Annotated in this window: 10 protein-coding genes; 2 read left to right on the forward strand and 8 right to left on the reverse strand. The window is 51.4% G+C overall.

Annotated features, from left to right (window positions below):
* Position 1: 1 nt before the first annotated feature.
* Together uvrA and uvrB are read right to left on the reverse strand one after the other, a co-directional pair.
* Positions 2-2887 carry an excinuclease ABC subunit UvrA gene (uvrA, locus tag AC0YN0_RS18285; RefSeq protein WP_475822545.1) on the reverse strand — a complete coding sequence of 962 codons (2886 nt, stop codon included), beginning with the start codon at positions 2885-2887 and terminating at the stop codon, positions 2-4.
* Positions 2888-2903: 16 nt separating this feature from the next.
* On the reverse strand, positions 2904-4904 hold the full coding sequence (uvrB, locus tag AC0YN0_RS18290) for an excinuclease ABC subunit UvrB (protein ID WP_475822546.1): 2001 nt from the start codon (positions 4902-4904) through the stop codon (positions 2904-2906).
* 452 nt (positions 4905-5356) lie between these two features.
* Between uvrB and AC0YN0_RS18295 the strand changes: the two genes are divergently transcribed.
* Complete coding sequence (locus tag AC0YN0_RS18295) at positions 5357-9172, forward strand: collagen binding domain-containing protein (protein ID WP_475822548.1); 3816 nt, start codon at positions 5357-5359, stop codon at positions 9170-9172.
* A 56-nt stretch (positions 9173-9228) separates the two neighbouring features.
* On the opposite strand, the gene AC0YN0_RS18300 is transcribed toward AC0YN0_RS18295, so the two are convergent.
* The 5 genes from AC0YN0_RS18300 to ftsE form a co-directional block, all read right to left on the reverse strand.
* A complete protein-coding gene (locus AC0YN0_RS18300) occupies positions 9229-10533 on the reverse strand; it encodes a PDZ domain-containing protein (protein ID WP_475822549.1) in 1305 nt (434 codons plus the stop codon).
* A gap of 93 nt (positions 10534-10626) precedes the next feature.
* A complete protein-coding gene (locus AC0YN0_RS18305; protein ID WP_475822550.1) occupies positions 10627-12081 on the reverse strand; it encodes a S41 family peptidase in 1455 nt (484 codons plus the stop codon).
* A gap of 195 nt (positions 12082-12276) precedes the next feature.
* Positions 12277-13488, reverse strand: coding sequence for a murein hydrolase activator EnvC family protein (locus AC0YN0_RS18310; protein WP_475822551.1), 1212 nt, complete (start codon positions 13486-13488; stop codon positions 12277-12279).
* 12 nt (positions 13489-13500) lie between these two features.
* On the reverse strand, positions 13501-14418 hold the full coding sequence (gene ftsX, locus AC0YN0_RS18315) for a permease-like cell division protein FtsX (RefSeq protein ID WP_475822552.1): 918 nt from the start codon (positions 14416-14418) through the stop codon (positions 13501-13503).
* Positions 14408-15094: a cell division ATP-binding protein FtsE gene (gene ftsE / locus AC0YN0_RS18320; RefSeq protein ID WP_337104008.1), complete on the reverse strand. Its 687-nt coding sequence runs from the start codon at positions 15092-15094 to the stop codon at positions 14408-14410. The genes ftsX and ftsE overlap by 11 nt, the downstream gene beginning before the upstream one ends.
* A 248-nt stretch (positions 15095-15342) precedes the next feature.
* On the opposite strand from ftsE, the gene AC0YN0_RS18325 reads away from it, so the two are divergent.
* Positions 15343-16773 (forward strand): VanW family protein, encoded by a 1431-nt coding sequence (locus AC0YN0_RS18325; RefSeq protein ID WP_475822553.1) that lies wholly within the window; start codon positions 15343-15345, stop codon positions 16771-16773.
* A 92-nt stretch (positions 16774-16865) separates the two neighbouring features.
* Here the strand turns inward: AC0YN0_RS18325 and AC0YN0_RS18330 are convergent, their stop codons facing one another.
* Entirely contained in the window at positions 16866-18338 is a 1473-nt protein-coding gene (locus tag AC0YN0_RS18330) for a WG repeat-containing protein (RefSeq protein ID WP_475822554.1), read from the reverse strand.
* Positions 18339-18355 lie beyond the last annotated feature (17 nt).

The following is an 18355-nucleotide window of genomic DNA, read 5'->3' on the forward strand; positions in this document are numbered from 1 at the left end:
ATCACTCTGCTGCAGCGCCGACGGCATTCTCTAGCCGCTCATGAAGAGCGATCGTACGCTCGCGGTCACGTTCCATGATCGGCTTCAAGTATTTACCCGTATACGACTGTTCGACTTTGACGACCTGCTCCGGCGTGCCTGTCGCTACGATCGTACCGCCGCCATTGCCGCCCTCTGGGCCGAGATCAATCAAATAGTCGGCTGTCTTGATAACGTCAAGATTATGTTCGATAACGAGTACCGATTCACCGGAATCAACGAGTCTGTGAAGGACGGTCAACAGTCTATCGATATCATCCACATGAAGACCCGTTGTCGGCTCATCAAGAATATAGAGCGTCTTGCCCGTACTCCGGCGATACAACTCGGCAGCGAGCTTCACACGCTGCGCTTCGCCGCCCGACAGCGTTGTCGCCGGCTGGCCAAGCTTCATATATCCGAGGCCTACATCGAGAAGCGTCTGTACTTTGCGGTGGATACGCGGAATGTTCTCGAAGAAGATGCAGCCGTCTTCGATGGTCATCTCCAGCACTTCAGCAATGTTCTTGCCCTTGTACTTCACTTCAAGCGTTTCGCGGTTGTAACGCTTGCCTTTGCAAATCTCGCACGGCACATACACGTCCGGCAGGAAGTGCATCTCGATCTTGATGATGCCGTCGCCTCTGCAAGCCTCACATCTGCCGCCCTTCACGTTGAAGCTGAAGCGGCCTTTCTTATAGCCGCGCACCTTAGCCTCGTTCGTGCTTGCGTACAAATCGCGAATATCATCGAAAACGCCTGTATACGTCGCCGGATTGGAGCGTGGCGTACGCCCGATTGGCGATTGGTCAATATCGATGACCTTCTCCAAATGCTCCAGCCCGCGCATTTCCTTGTATTGTCCGGGGCGAACCTTCGCTTTGTTCAAGTCGCGCGCAAGCGTCTTATACAAGATTTCGTTGACGAAGGTCGACTTGCCTGATCCCGATACACCCGTTACCGCGGAGAATACGCCAAGCGGAATCTTCACATTCACATTGCGGAGGTTGTTCTCCTTTGCTCCGCGAACCTCAAGCCACTTATCGTTCGTTGGACGACGCTCTGCAGGCACTTGTATGAACTTGCGTCCACTCAAGTATTGACCCGTAAGCGAGTTCTCGTCCTCCATGACTTCCTGCGGCGTACCTTGCGCAATAACGTTGCCGCCATGAATGCCGGCGCCCGGTCCAATATCGATGATGTAGTCCGCAGCCAGCATCGTGTCCTCGTCATGTTCGACGACGATCAATGTATTGCCAAGATTGCGCATATGCTCGAGCGTCTGAATCAAGCGGTCGTTATCGCGCTGATGCAAGCCGATACTCGGCTCGTCCAATATATAGAGGACGCCCATAAGGCTAGATCCGATCTGCGTGGCAAGCCTAATCCGCTGCGCTTCGCCGCCTGACAACGTGCCTGCTGCACGGCTAAGCGACAAATATTCGAGTCCTACGTTAACGAGGAAGCCCAGCCTGCTGTTAATTTCCTTCAAGATCAGATTGGCAATCGTCATCTCTTTCTCTGACAGCGATAGGCCATCGAAATAACGGTTTGCTTCGCCAATCGACAGCGACGTCACATACGCAATGTTCTGCGAACCGACCGTAACAGCCAAGCTTTCCTTGCGCAGACGTTGACCCTTGCAGCTTCCGCAAGGCTTAGCGCTCATGTAACCTTCGATATGTTCTCTCATCATATCCGACGCGGTGTCGCGATACCGCCGTTCGAGATTGTTGACGATGCCCTCGAACGGTACATAAGCTTCCTTCCGATGGCCGAAGTCATTCTCGTATAAGAAGCGAACTTTCTCGCCGCCCGTTCCGTATAACAGCTTCTTCAGTTGCTCCGGCGTCAGCTGTTCGACAGGCACATCCTGCGGAATATGGTAATGCTCGCAAACCGCGCTCAGGAATTGCGGATAGTAGTTCGACGTGCTTCCTGCCCAAGCAAGGAATGCTCCTTCTCGAATCGACTTGCTGCCATCCGGGGCTAGCAGGTCGGGATCCACGATCATCTTCGCTCCAAGACCGTCGCATTCCGGACATGCGCCGAAGGGACTGTTGAACGAGAACATACGCGGAGCAAGCTCCTCGATGCTGAATCCGCATTCCGGGCATGCCAGATTCGAGCTGAACAACAGCTCCTCCTGATCGATAATATCGACCAGGACGCGGCCCTCAGACAGCTTCAAAGCTGTTTCCAACGAATCCGCCAAGCGGCTGTGGACGTCCGACTTAACGACGATACGGTCGACAACAACTTCAATACTATGCTTCTTGTTCTTCTCGAGCTCGATTTTCTCGCTAAGCTCACGAAGCTCGCCATTAATACGAACACGCACGAAGCCTTGCTTCTGAATGTCGGCCAGCAATTTCGTATGCTCGCCCTTGCGCCCCGAAATAATCGGAGCAAGAATCTGAAGCTTCGTTCTCTCGGGATATTCCATGATTCTGTCGACCATCTGCTCGACAGTCTGGGAGGCAATTTCTATGCCATGCTCCGGGCAATGAGGCTTGCCGATCCGCGCGAACAACAGACGCAAATAATCGTATATTTCGGTAACCGTACCGACGGTCGAGCGCGGATTGCGGCTCGTCGTCTTCTGGTCAATCGATATCGCCGGCGACAGCCCCTCGATGGAATCAACGTCCGGCTTCTCCATTTGGCCGAGAAACTGGCGCGCATAGGCGGACAAAGACTCTACATAACGACGCTGCCCTTCAGCATAAATCGTATCGAACGCCAAGGATGATTTACCCGAGCCGCTAAGCCCGGTTAGAACAACAAATTTATCGCGCGGGATCGTGACGTCAATTCCTTTGAGATTATGGGCACGAGCTCCCTTAATTACTATTTTGTCGCTTGCCAATCGTTTCTCCCCCTACTTATTCCAATTCTGCCCGAAGCTCTAGCAACGCATCGCGAAGCTCGGCTGCACGCTCAAACTGCAAGCTCTTCGCAGCTTCCTTCATCTCTGCCTCCAGCTTCTGCAGCAACGCCTGGCGTTCCTTCTTCGTCAGCTTCTCCGCGCCAACGCCGGTCAAGTAATCGGCCTTCTGTTCGGCGACCTTCGTCGCTTCGATCACGTCGTGCACCTTCTTGCGTATCGTCTGCGGCGTAACGCCATGCTTTTCATTGAATGCAAGCTGGATCTCACGGCGACGTTCCGTTTCCTTTATCGCGCGGTCCATCGAATCCGTTATTTTGTCGGCAAACATAATGACGCGTCCCTCGCTATTCCTTGCCGCACGTCCTATCGTCTGAATAAGCGCACGGTCGGAACGCAAGAAACCTTCCTTGTCGGCGTCGAGAATTGTGACAAGCGACACCTCCGGAAGATCAAGACCTTCCCGAAGCAAGTTAATGCCTACAAGCACATGGAATACACCAAGCCGCAAGTCACGCAATATAGCCAAACGCTCTAATGTCTTTATATCCGAATGGAGATAACGGACTTTGATTCCGACCTCTTTCAAGTAATCGGTCAGATCCTCCGACATCTTCTTCGTCAATGTCGTAACAAGAACGCGTTCGTCCTTGGCAATCCGGTCTCTGATCTCCGTTAACAGAACGTCTATCTGGCCTTTCGTTGGGCGAATATCGATAATCGGATCGACAAGCCCGGTCGGACGAATGATCTGCTCCGTCATCGTCTCGCAATGCTCAAGTTCGTACGGTCCCGGCGTCGCAGATACATAGATGAGCTGCTTCGTCTTCTGCTCGAACTCCTCGAAGCGCAGCGGTCGATTATCCATCGCCGACGGCAAACGGAAACCGTGATTCACGAGCATTTCTTTCCTCGCTCTATCGCCATTGAACATGGCTCGAATCTGAGGCAACGATACATGCGACTCATCAATAACGACGAGCATATCGTCCGGGAAGAAGTCCAGTAGCGTGTAAGGCGTTGACCCACGCTCCCGGAACGTTAACGGACCGGAATAGTTCTCGATACCGGAGCAGAACCCCATCTCCGCCATCATCTCAAGGTCGTAACGCGTTCTCTGCTCCAGCCGCTGGGCTTCCAGCAGCTTGCCTGCCTCGCGCAGCTCGGCTAACCGCTCTTCTAGCTCACGTTCAATATTAACAATCGCCAGTTTCATTGTATCTTCATGTGTAACAAAGTGAGAAGCCGGGAAGATCGAGATATGCTCACGCTCGCCTACAATCTCTCCCGTGAGGACGTCAATCTCCGAGATCCGTTCAATCTCGTCGCCGAACAGTTCCACTCGAATGGCCCTCTCATTATTGGCAACAGGGAATATTTCAACGATATCGCCTCTCACACGGAACGTTCCGCGCGTAAAGCTAATATCGTTCCGCTGGTATTGAATATCGACCAGCTTATGAAGAATCGCATCACGCGGCTTCTCCATTCCCACTCGGAGGGACAGAACAAGACTGCTGTACTCCGATGGAGAACCGAGGCCGTATATACACGATACACTGGCTACAATGATGACGTCCCGGCGTTCGAACAAGGCGCTCGTAGCCGAGTGGCGCAGCTTATCGATCTCATCGTTGATGCTCGAATCCTTCTCAATAAACGTATCCGTTGAAGGTATATAGGCCTCCGGTTGATAGTAATCGTAATAACTTACGAAATATTCGACCGCATTATCGGGAAAAAACTGCTTAAACTCGCTGCACAATTGCGCAGCCAACGTCTTGTTATGGGCTATAACGAGCGTCGGCCGGTTGAGCTGCGCGATCGTATTGGCAATCGTATACGTCTTTCCCGTTCCCGTCGCGCCAAGCAATGTCTGGTGCCGCTTGCCTGCTTCAATCCCTTCGAGCAGTTCCGCGATCGCCTTCGGCTGATCGCCCTGCGGCGTATAATCCGATTTCAACTCGAAAAGCTTCGTATTCTTCGCGATCTCATTCACGCCTTATCTCCACCTCCGGCAGTCCATTTCTATATTTATCAGTATAGGCAATTGTATCCGTTTCAAGCGTAAACGACCGACACCTTGCATGAGGGCATCAAACAATCGCTTCGCATCTGCATGAGAATATGTGTTCTTATTTATTATAGCTTCTAATGCCCTCCGTTGCAATGACAGGGCAGGCTGTTCAGACTTTATTTGGCAAATATCGTTCGATCAGCAAGTCTAATATCCTATTGACTTCTGCCGATATAGTATGAGAGACTCATAATTTGAAGGTAAAATAAGCCAGTATAAATAAATAGACCGCAACAACTTGATGATATGCCAACAATTCGATGGTCCGTGCATTATTTCATACAGGCATTCTATTGAAAAAGGAGGTTAAAACTAGCTTTTATCTAGAACCCAAATAAAAAATTTACTTTTAGCTCAATGGGAGGTTAATAGCCATGAAGAAAAAAGTCGCAGCGATGCTCGTCGCCTTTTTCATTATTTTCCAATACACGAATGTCGGAGGCATAACGAAGCAAGCGAACGCCTTAGCTATTGCAGATAACATCATTACGAGCATCACGTTGTCCGACGTCCTGACTCAGAACGTGATCGCGACCATCGACCAAGCCGTATCCGAGGCATCCGAGGACATTCAGGTCGAGCTCGGACAGAGACTTAATGTCGAATACACGTATAAACTGGATGCTTCAAAGGATTTCCAAGACGGCGACACGTACGAGTTTCAACTGCCGTCTGAACTAGTTGTCTATACACCGCTTAATGATAAACCCCTCGATGACGGCGACGGCGGAACTGTCGGTACATTCGACGTCGATCTGAACGGCAAAGTCACGATGACCTTCAACGAAAACATCGTTGGCAGCGACGTCGAGGGATCGTTAAGCTTCTGGACTTTTTTCTCCAAAGCAAGCGTCAACAACAAAACCGAATTACCGATAGAGTTCAGCATCGGAGACGAGGTCATCATTCATATTAAACCGAATGTGAGCAAATCGACGACGAAGGACGGCTCGACCGACAAAGCGATCAATGCGCAAACTATTTCGTGGAGCATCGATGTCAACAAAGCGCTCAAAAAGGTAACGAATGCGAAAATCAGCGACGTTATTCCTACGGGTCTTACGTTTGCGAACGACGGAACGCTGACGCTAGAGAAGCTCGATATCGATACGGACGGCGTTGCATCGAATCCCGTTCTCGTTGATCCAACGCAATACAACGTGACCCCGCCAGCGGCTCCGGACAACGAATTGGTCATTGAGCTGGGAGACATCGCTTCCGCTTATCGACTCACTTATTCCACAAGCATAGACAGCACGCATACAAACACGCCAAGCTTTACGAACACCGTAAACTTTACAGGCGATAACATTAACCCGACTTCAGCTACGAAAAAGATAGACAACAAGCGCGGCGAGATTTTGAAAAAATCGTCTACAGGCTATAGCGAGACGACTCAGCTCATCGATTGGCAAATCAAGTATAATTTTGGTGAAAACACGATAAACCCAGCGTCAGTTACCGATTTATTCGATGATAAACATAAGCTGGTAGCTGGCTCGATTAACGTATACGAGGTTCCAGACCCTAACACAGGCGCGAAGGGCAGCCTCGTGCCGGCAGACGATTATACCGTAACCGCCCAAAATGCCGCCGGCAAAAACGGTTTCATTCTTACGTTCGACAACGAAATTAACGGCGCCTATATCATTGAATATCAAACGGAGCCGACTGCCAACGTCTATAAGAACGAAACCATTAACAACGACGCAACGACCGATGGCGGTTCGGCTTCCGGCTCACGAGGTATCGTACAAAAGTTTTTCACGAAGAGCAATTCCGGCTTCAATTACGCGACAAGAACAATCGAATGGTCGATCAGCATCAACGGCAACGGCTATGAGCTTTACGATCTGCTGTTCGACGACACATTCGGGATCGACGGACAGCAGCTAGACGCAAGCAGCTTGAGAATTGACGGCGAAACCGTCGCCGACAGCACTTATACCGTGAATTATAAGCCAAACAATACGGCAACCGATACCGTTCAAGGCTTCTCCATCGACTTCGGAGACGGCAACCAGCCGCATACGATCACGTACAAGACGAAATACGATTATGCGGACGGCTCGTATGCCACGAACAAGTCAAGCTATACCAATACAGGCGGTCTGAAGTGGAAAGAAGAGGAGTTCGGAACAGAGCTCAGCAAGACTGCAAAATCTGATCCTATTCCCAATCCCGAGACTCGCGACAACGGCTTCAAGAACGGACGCTATTACGCCGATACGAAAGAGATCGCCTGGGAAGTCGGTCTCAACTATAACAGCAAAACGCTGCCCAATGCAGTCGTTACGGACAAGCTCACCTCCAATCAAAAGTATGTTGCCAATTCCGTTGAGGTGCGTCATATGACCGTAGCCGCCGACGGATCAACGAATACGAACGGCACTATCGTTGATCCTGATCTCTATACGCTCGCCGTTGAGGACGATGCGGATGGCCAGACCCTCATCATCGAACTCGGCAATATAACAAGCCCGTATTATTTGACATTCCGCACGGAGCTTGAAGACGAATTCATCGACGATGAAAATATTGTAAACAACGCCATTCTGACAGCAGACGGCTATGATCCGAAAACGCTGTCCGAAACCGTTCAAATCCCGAAAGCCGGCGAGTATGTAGCGAAGAGCGGCGATCAGAACGACAGCGATCCGAACGTGATCGACTGGACCGTATACATTAACCGAGGCCAATCCACGGTAGAGAACGCAAGCATCATCGACACGCCTAGCAGCAAGCAGGTTATCGTCGATGATTCCTTCGTCCTTTACGACACATCCGTTGACGAGGATGGCAATGTAACGAAGGCAGGACCGACCGATGCCAGCTTATATGAGGTTAACGTTGAAGCGAATCCCGATCCGGATGCGGGCGAAGGCGATCGTATCTTCGTTCTCGCTTTCAAATCCGTCATTAAGAAACCGTACATTCTAGAATACAAAACGATTATCGACGCGGAGGACGGGGACAGCTTGGCAAACAGCGTTGCGTTTCGCGGCAACGGCGTTGACCTCGTAACCATTGAAGAGCCGTCCGAAGTCGAAGTGAAGCTGTCGGGAGGATCCGGTACGGGCAGCGCTTATAAGGGCAGCTTGAAAATTATCAAGGTGGATTCGAGCGACAATTCGATTACCCTCGCAGGCGCAGCATTCGAGCTATACCGGGCTTCCAACAACCAGAAAGTCGGTGACACGGAGTACAGCGGCAATGATGGCATCGTTCAATTCGACAACTTGAAATACGGTCAGTACACGCTCAAGGAAGTAACTCCGCCAGCCGACTATTCCATCGTCAGCACAGGCGAGTATACCGTTACGATCAATTCCAAAGGCGTCCAGGAAATGACGATTGCGAACGCCAAGCTGACCGGAGACTTGACTGTTACGAAAGTCGCGGCCAACAATGCCGATAAGTTGCTGGCAAACGCTGTTTTTGATCTCTATGACAGCACGATGACGACGAAGCTGCAGCGGGTTACAACCGATGCAGCAGGCAAAGCCGTATTCGTCAACATCCCTTATGGCGATTATATTTTAAAGGAGTACAGAGCTCCTTCGGGTTATAAAATCGATGGTGAAGGCGAATACCCGATCACGATTAACGAAGATAACGAAGCCTTAACGGTTGCCAATCAAAAACGCATAACCGAGCCGGAGCCGGAAGCGACGCCAAGCCCCACGCCTGTCGCTTCTCCTGAACCAACCCCGGTTGTGACGCCAGAGCCTACGCCGTCCGCGACTCCCGCGCCAAGCGTAACGCCTTCGCCAACGACTAAGCCGTCGCCTACTCCTCCAATCGAGAAAGAAACAACGAAGGAAGAGAAGCCGATCGAAGATAAGGTCGATGTTCCGAAGGAAGGCCATTCAAAACCAGGCAAGCCGCCGGAGAACGGCAAAGTAACCGTATCGCCGGATGGCAAGTGGGTATATACGCCGAATCCGGGTTTTATCGGCAAAGATAAATTTTCGATCATCGTTACGAATGGGAATGGAGAGGAAGAAGAGCTATTTTTCGAAATCGATGTAGAGGAAATACCGCAGGGCGGGCTCGAGGGAACGCCTCAGACGCCTGATGTAGACCAGTTGCCTAAGACAGGCGAATCAAGTAATCTGCCTTTCGTGGCGCTTGGAGCATCTCTTGTTCTAATCGGCGTTGCGCTCCGATTCAATAGAAAAACGAATTGAGAAAAAGCGGTTGAAGGGAAGTGTTCCCTTTCAACCGCTTTTGTTTTCTCTTATTATTAAACGTCGTGAATTTCGCTGGCTGCCGCCGCTTCGCCGCCGCGCTTATTGGCCGTTCTCGAACGTAAAAGCTCGAGCAACGATGCCGGACCTGCAGCCGCATAATAATTGGCTTGCTCATCCGGCGCCAAGATGACGCCAAGCTGATGATGCTCGCCCGCGTAACGCGCGCGCTGCGCAAACTTGATCTCACCTTCGAAGTTCAATACTTCGAGCTTGCAGAACGCAGGATTATGCCGCAGCGCTTCATACATCTCTTCCTTGTTCTTGATCCGAATGCCGTTCACCTTATGAATCACTTCACCGGGCAGAAGCCCCATCGTTGCAGCCGGCGTGCCCGGTACAATCCCCAATATGCGCAAGCCGCGCGCATCATTCACATACAGCGGCGATCTCCGCGCTTCCGATGCGGTGCTGCGCCATACAAGCGCCTCATGCAGCAGCAACGTTACAACAGCTGCTAGCGGAAGCAACATCGGCAGTTGCCAAGCTGCAAGCGCGGCCGCGGCTACGATAACGCTGTACAGCAGCAGCCCTTTAGCCGCATGCTTCGCCTTCTGCTTAGGCAGCAGCGAGCGCGTCATTTCCGTGAAGCCGATCACCATCGGCAGCGCTATGACTGACCATCCTTGCGTCCAATCGGCGCCGAAGAGCGGCGTCCACGGCAGCGCCGTCTGCGACATTCCGCCACCAGCGGCCGGGACGATCATAAGCAGCGGTACAGGCCAGAAGCCTTGCAGCATATAACCCCCAACAAGCTTGCCCCGCTTCCCTTCCACGAACAGCGGAGTGGATAGCTTGTCTCCCTGCCAGCGGACGAGTGCGGCCTCTGCTAGATGGAGAAGAGCAACGATTACGAGCAATCCTGCTGTATCAATCTCGGCAAGCGAAGCCGATAACGAACCGGCCCAGTCGGAACGTTCAGCCAGCGTTGTGAAGCCAATCCCCCACTGAAGCAACGCGATAATACCAGCGCTGTAGGCGAAGCACAAGTAGCGAATACGTATGAGCATCAATAGGACTGCTATTGCCCAAAGCCATAACACCGCTTCTCCCGTTAACGCCGTTCCAATAAAGGCGCCGACCGCCGACACGACGAGCCCCACCGCCAAGCCAGCCACCATTGCCCGAAGCACAAGCGCAGGCCAATTATGAAGCTTAACCGCAAACAGCTGTCTTTCCATCCGGATCTGTCTCGTATATTGCAAAATAATAAATAAAACCGAAATATAATAAAAAGGCTGCGCTAATAGTTGTATGGCTGCCTGTCCGAACGCTTCCAGCAAATCAATCAACGTTGCCAATCTCCACACTCCTCCGCTTACGCGATTTCGCAAAAAAAATAAAAGGCCGGCTCCACGATAGAGCCAACCTCTTATTCATTCGACGCCAATGAGTTATTTCCTGCCTGACACCTTGATTGCTTCATGCAGTTGAACGTCATTATTCTCATCTTGAATCCACTTCACTACCGCTTGTTCAAGCGCTTCTGCGGTCTTCACATCAACCTTGCCTGTTGCCGGCATGCTATGCTCCGACTGGAATCGCTTGACTGCCTCGGTCGTCTCCTGACCGAAATATCCGTCCTCGCGCTTCGGCTCGTAGCCTAAGCCATGAAGCATAATTTGAACGCTGCGGACCTGCTCGCCGAGCATATCCTGTTGCAGCGTCTCGGACATACTTAATCTTGCTACCGTATAGAGATCCGGAGGCTGTACCTCAATATCCGGCTTAATGCCTTTCTCATGGATCCAGTTGCCGTTAGGCGTCAGCCACTTCGCAATCGTCATCTTGACGAGACTGCCATCGCCAAGCGCTTTGTTGTAGCTGACTTGCACCGTACCTTTGCCAAACGACGTCTCGCCGATCAGCTTCGCGCCAGCTCCCTCTTGGAGTGCGCCGGCCAGTATTTCCGATGCGCTTGCGCTGCCTTTGTTCATGAGCACGGTGATCGGGTATGTCTTGCTTTGGCCTTCCGATAACGTCTTCTCGCGTTCGCCGCTGCGGTCCTCGACTTGAACGACCGTCTGACCTTTGGCAAGGAACGACTCGGCAATGTCAACGACAACAGGGAGAATACCGCCAGGATTGTTGCGCACATCGATAACTAATCCCTTCATCCCCTGCTGCTCCAGCTTGGCGAGCTCTTCCTTGAAGCGCTCCGCCGTATGAAGCGAGAACTGCCGTATCTCAATGACTCCGACACCGTCGGTTCGCAAATTCGCATAGACGGTTTCGACGTCGATATCGTCTCGAATCAGTACGAGCTGCACCGGCTCATTAAAGCCGCTGCGAAGCACTTGCAGCTTCGCCTTCGTACCTTTAGGACCGCGAATCTTAGCAACTGCATCCTGCAGGCTCAAACCGTCAAGCTTCTCGCCATTCACAGAAATAAGCACGTCCTTGGCTAGTAAGCCCGAACGTTCGGCTGGCGATCCTTTGATCGGCGCGACAACGACAATCTTGCCGTTCTCCATCGTCACTTCTGCACCGATTCCGGTAAACGAGCCTTCGATCGACTCGGAGAAATGCTGCGCTACGTCCTTCTCCATATAGACGGAATACGGATCCTCCAGCGAAGACATCATGCCGCTTACCGCACCATCCACCAGTTCGTGACGATCGACCTTCTCATAATACTTCGTCTCGATCAGCTCAAGCACGGCATTCAGCTTCGTTAGCTCATCTTCCTTCAAGCTGTAGCGGCTTGTACCGCCTTCCGCCGACGCAGCGGTGAGCGCAGCTTCCACCTTCGGATTAATAAGCTGGTCCGCGATCGTCAGCGTTACGAGCACAGAAGCGAACATCGTCAGCATCACGAACGCGAACACTGTGCGTCCTTTGAATTGCACCCTTCTACACCACCTTCATATTTTCCCAGTATTGCCTGTGCCGAACCTGGTCGCAGGCTTGGCTCTCTTCCTAATACCGTCCTAGTATATGACAAGCGGCTTACAATTATTTGCAAGGCATCGTTTAAAAACAAGGGCAGCCATATGGCTGCCTCTTGGTTGTCTACCTATAAGTTATCGCTAATGCCTATCGAACTATTTCAAGTAACCGCCCGGGTTGACGGCAACCTCATTCTTACGCACCTCGAAGTGAAGATGCGGTCCGGTCGAGTTGCCTGTGCTTCCGACTTCAGCAATCTTGTCGCCTTTCTTGACCGTATCGCCCTTGCTGACCAGTCGGCCGCCTTTGCGAATATGACCATACAGCGTCCACAAGCCGTTGCCGTGGTCGATTACGATACACTCGCCGTAGCTGCTCCAGGTTTGCGAGATAATAACGACGCCGCCCTCCGCCGCATAAATATCCGTGCCCTGCGGCGCAGCGAAGTCGATACCTGTATGCGTATGCTTCTTGCCTGTGATTGGATGCGTCCGCGTGCCAAAGTTCGAGCTAATCCGGTAGTTGTCCTTGATCGGCATACCGAGTCTGCCGCCGCTATACGGATTGGAAATCCGGTTCTTCTCGGCATTCAGCTTGGACACCTTCGACGCAAGTTGCATCAGCTCTTTCTCTGCTTCTTCTCCAATATCCTCAAGTTGCTCCAGTTCCGAATCGAGCGCTTGGAGATTGCTGTTGTAGCTGGCAATCAATTGCTCCTTCTCATGCTCCTTGGCGATGAGCGCGTTCTCGTACTTCTCCAGCTTATCATACATGGCCTTAACCTCGGCGAATTGCTTCTCGACCTCGGCTTTCTTCTGAACGACAAGCTCCTTCTCTTGCTTCTGCTCTTCGAGTATATCGTGATCCTGACTGAGGATCGACTGCAGCGCATCGAAACGATCGATGAAATCGGTGAAGCTCGTTGCGCTTAGCAAGACGTCCATATACGACACGAATCCGTTCGTATACATAAGACGCATGCGCGATTGCAGCAGTTCGTCGCGCTCTACGACACGTTGCTCGGCTTGCTCCAGCTGAGTGCCTGTCTGCAGCAGCTCCTCCTCCTTCGCATCAACCTCTGCCTGCGTATTCATTTTGTTAACCGTTACATTGTCGATCTCCGCAAGTATATTCTGAATCGAGGCTTGCGCGTCGGACTTCTTCACTTCAATGTCCGACTTCTGAGAATTAGCATTAGCTGCCTGCCTCTGCGCTTCTGCTGCGCGTTTCTCAGCGTCCCGCATTTCCTTCTTTGCTTCCTCGATCTGTTTCTTGATCTGACTAAGCGATGCCGCTTCTCCGCTTGCCGGGTGCAACATAAATACGGTAAGCAGCGTTACTACAATAACACCAGCTATTCTCCTCATTACCATCATCACCTACACTTTCAAATACTTTCGTACCGAAATGGTGCTGCCCCAAATGCCTAACAATGTTCCTAGTCCGATCAACAGCAGCGCGACCATTCCAGCCACTTCCTTAAACGTGACGAGCTTAATCATCATGAGAGCCAAATCCGTCTCCGTAAAGCTAACAAATTGCGAGTATGCAACCCAGATGACAGCCGTAGTCAATACGGAACTGATCAAGCCGATTAAGGCGCCTTCGATAAAGAACGGCCAGCGGATGAACGAGTTCGTCGCACCTACCAGCTTCATAATGCCAATCTCACGGCGTCTGGCGATAATCGTCATCTTGATCGTGTTCGAGATGAGGAACATCGCGGTAATGCCTAGGCCGATAACGACTACGAAGCCGATGTTGCGAACTACGTTCGTTATAGTGAACAGCTTCTCGACTGTGCCTTGGCCGTACTTGACCTTCGCAATCGGCAGCGACTCGTCCGCCTTGTTGATGGATTCGATCTGCGCGACCGCCGTTTCGATCGATAGCGGATCGTAGACCTCGACGGTAAAGGAGTCTGGCAGAGGGTTCTTCTCATTCTCGTAGCCCTCAATCAAATCTTCATTCTCCTTGCCAAGGCTTTCGCGCAATATATCAAGCCCTTCTGCCTTCGACACGAATTTCACTTTGCTTACTTCCGTTATGTTGCCGATCTTGTTCTGCAGCTCTGTCATCTTGGCTTGATCGACGTTCAATTGCAAGTAGACCCGAATTTGAACCTGGCTTTCTATCTGATCCGCCATTGCGTTCACGTTCAATGCAAGCAACAGGAAAACTCCTAGTATAAACAGCGAGATGAACATGGAGCTCATCGAAGCGAACGACATCCAGCCGTTGCGGATAATGTTCTTCGCGCCTTCTCGCATATGCCGGAGAATCGTACTAAGCTTCATAGCCGTACTCTCCTCTCGCTTCATCGCGAACGATGTTGCCGTTCTCGATGGCAATGACGCGCTTGCGCATGGAGTTGACGATGTCCTTGTTATGCGTAGCCATGACGATTGTCGATCCGCGGAAGTTAATCTCTTCAAGCAGGTTCATAATGCCCAGCGACGTCTCGGGATCCAGGTTGCCTGTCGGCTCGTCCGCGACAATAACCGACGGATTGTTCACGATTGCGCGGGCAATGGCGACACGCTGCTGTTCGCCGCCTGATAGCTGTGCCGGCAAGGAGGCGTGCTTATGCTTAAGCCCGACAAGCTCCAGCACCTCCATCGTGCGTCTCTTAATGACTCTGCGGGGCGCCTCGATCGCCTCCATGGCGAAAGCGACATTTTCGAATACGGTAAGCTTCGGAAGCAATCTGAAATCCTGGAAAATAACGCCGATGTTGCGTCTCACGTATGGAATCTTGCGAGGCTTAAGCTTGCCAATGTTAAAGCCGTTAACCGATATTTGCCCTTTGGTCGGCACTTCCTCACGGTAAATCAACTTCATAAAGGTCGATTTGCCTGCGCCGGAAGGCCCTACGAGGTATACAAATTCATTACGATCTATTCGAACGGAAACGCCGCGAAGCGCATGAGTGCCATCCGCATACGTCTTCCAAATGTCCTGCATTTCAATCACATTCATCACATCCTGTTAATAGTCAGCTTTATGTAATTCGACAGGTTGCCACGAAATCCTTCAAAATGGGCTTTGTTTCCTCATATTTTCACAATTCTAATAATGGAGTCCTATGTCGAAAAGAGAGTTTAACGCGCTGCAATAAGGCTTTCAGCCCGCTCAAGACAAGAACGGCGCCGCTGATGCATATAGTTGGTAAACGGGTTAGTATTCATTATTTTTCAAATTCGGGAAGGGTGTTGTTCACTTTGAAGCGACTGTATCTCGGCTTGGTTATATCGTTGGTCATATTGCTTGCAGCGGCGGGTGTCGGATGGGCATTGCTGTGGAACTATGCTACACAGGATACCGTGCCCGAAGGCGTTGTCGTGGGGGGCATTCCGATTGGCGGCATGACGATTAATGAGGCGCTTGGCTTATTGGATGATTACGAGCAGTCCCTCCAAAAACGGACCATTACGATAAACGCGAATACCGAGACCGGCGACAGCAAGCAATGGGCGGTAAGCGAGTTAGGATACAAGGCGGAGTTCAAAGGCGTGAAAGAGGCGCTGCTTAAGCTGCGCGATGGACGCATATGGGACCGAGCGGAATACCGTTACCGCTTTCCGAAGTCCTATTCGCTATCGCAGAGCTGGGAGCGTGATACGTTCGATTCCGCCGTTCGGAAGCAATGGGGCTGGATCGAAAAAAACGAACCAAAGGATGCCTCCCGTACGATTACCGATAAAGACGAGGTGCTTTATGTGCCGCATGTCGACGCCTATCGAATCCAGCTTGAATCGTTGTCCGAGAAGGTCAATGGGTGGGTATGGATTGATGAGCAGGAGCTGAAGAAGCCGATTGAACGAACATTCGCCGATGAGCTTCCCATTACGGCGGTTCACCCGAAGGTGACGCTGGCGTCATTGAAAGAGGAAGGCATTGATCGCAAAATCGTCGAGTTCTCGACCGATTTCAAGACGAGCGCGGAAGGACGCGCCCATAATGTAACGATTACGGCGGAAATGTTGAACGACACCCATCTCGCTCCCGGCGATGTGTTCGATTACGATAAGCTCATAACGGCAACGGAGAAGGAGCATACGTATCGGGAAGCTCCCGTCATTCTTAACGGCAAGCTTGTGCCCGGTATCGGCGGAGGCATCTGCCAAGTATCGAGCACACTGTATAATGCGATTTTGCGAGCAGGACTTGAAATCGTAGAACGTCGCAATCACTCGATTCCTGTCGCGTATCTACCTCTTGGGCAGGATGCGACATACTCCGGCGGCGCCATCAACTTCCGCTTCAAAAACACAACAGGTAAACATCTCATCATTCGGACAGAGGTGAAGGATCGTACGGTGACGATCAAGCTGTTCGGCACAATGGACGAAAGCCTTCGTTACGATGTTCAATCGGTTACTACGGACACCCTGTCACCAAAAATCGTGGAGACGGTAAACGCATCGCTGCCTTCCGGCAAGCAAGTCGTCGTTGACAACGGCAAACAAGGGTATGTCGTTGACACGTTCCGCATCCTCTATAAAGACGGCAAAGAAACGTCCCGCGAGAAAGTCTCGCATGATACGTATCGCGCGCAGCCGACGATCATCGAGCGCGGACCTCAGCAGGGCGAGAACTCGCCTGCACCTACGCCCACTCCGAAAGATTCGGTCGTGGAGGACGGCATCTAGGACGAGGCGGCGTAGTCATTACCACAATAAGAAATGTTTTTGACATGAAAAAACCCCGCGCAGCTGTGCTGTGCGGGGCTTTGCCGACTGTTCTATTCAGTGTAAGCGAGACTTGTATCGATGCCGATCGTGCTGGTCGCAGCATCCCATGTTACGCCGATGTTGAACACTTTAGCGATATCTCTTAGCTTGAAGTAGTTGTTGCCGCCAATGTTATAGGCTTTAAGCGGTGCTTCCACGCCGTCAACATAGATTGTGGATGCGGTAGGCGAAGCAGACTTAACGGCTTGGCCTGTTCCAGCAGCTAGCTCGCCGCCCACTGGCGTATAGGCTTTGTTCGCAAGCAGATTGACCGCGTTTTTGGCTTTGTCAAAGCTTACTTCGAAGTTTTTGTTCGTACCGTTAACCGCTAAAGCCAGATCGCGGAGCTTAAAGTAATTGCTGCCGCCGATGTTGTACGCTTCGAACGATACCGCCTTGCCGTTCACCATCACTTTGGATGCCGTTGGCTTCGCGGAAACCGGTGCAAGCAGCGGGCTCTTAAGGAAGTAATACGATTGGTCGTCGCCGTCGGATACAATGGCATAACCATTCTCGAAGCTGCCGCCCATAAAGTTAACGGCAAACTTCGTAACTTCTTTGCCTGTAGCGTCGATATAACCTCTCGCCGTTTCTTCATCGTTGACGTACCTGCCTACAATAGCAAGTCCCTCATTAAATTCAAAATATACTTCGTCATATTTCGGTTTCACAATCACTTTGCCGCTCTTATCGATGAAGCCCCACAGACCGTCTTTCATGAAGGCAGCCAAGCCTTCGTTAAACGAATACACATCCTCGTATTGCGGCTTAATGACCTCCTTGCCCGTCGTATCGATAAAGCCCCACAGATCGCCCTTGAGAACCGGAGCGAGTCCATTTTGGAACGGGTAAGCCAAATCATACTTCGGTGCAACTATCTCCTTGCCCGTCGCGTCGATATAACCCCAATAGTCGCCTTCGTTGTAGATCGCATAACCTTCCAAGAAATTGTAGATCGTATCATAATTCGCTTCGAATACTTGCTTGCCCGTCGTATCGATATAGAACGGCTTGCCGTCCAATACTACAGGCGCAATCCCGCTGCCGAAGCTGGATGCCGATTCGTACTTCGCCTCAATAACGAGCTCGCCCGCTTTATTAATAAAGCCCCATTTCTCGCCTTTAGCGACTAACATCAGGCCATCGACGAATTGTTCGCCAATCGAGTCGTAGCTCGGCTGAATAACGATCTTGCCGGTCTTGTCGATCATGCCCCACTTCTCGTTCAGCATAACCGGTGCCAAACCGTCGTGGAAGTTCATTACCCAGTCATACTTGGCAGGGACGACTACTTTGCCTGCTGTATTGATAAATCCAAAGCTTTCGACGTCCGCGCTTTCATCGTATTCCAAGTACCATGCCAAACCTTCGCTTAATTCGCCAACCGTTACATATGGTAAATATTTGGCGGCATTTACACTTGATACTGGAATCATAATTGCGATTAATGCAATACTTAACCATAAACTTAACGCCTTTTTCATTCTTGAAACCTCTCCTC

The sequence above is a fragment of the Paenibacillus sp. J22P218 genome (assembly GCF_056269195.1).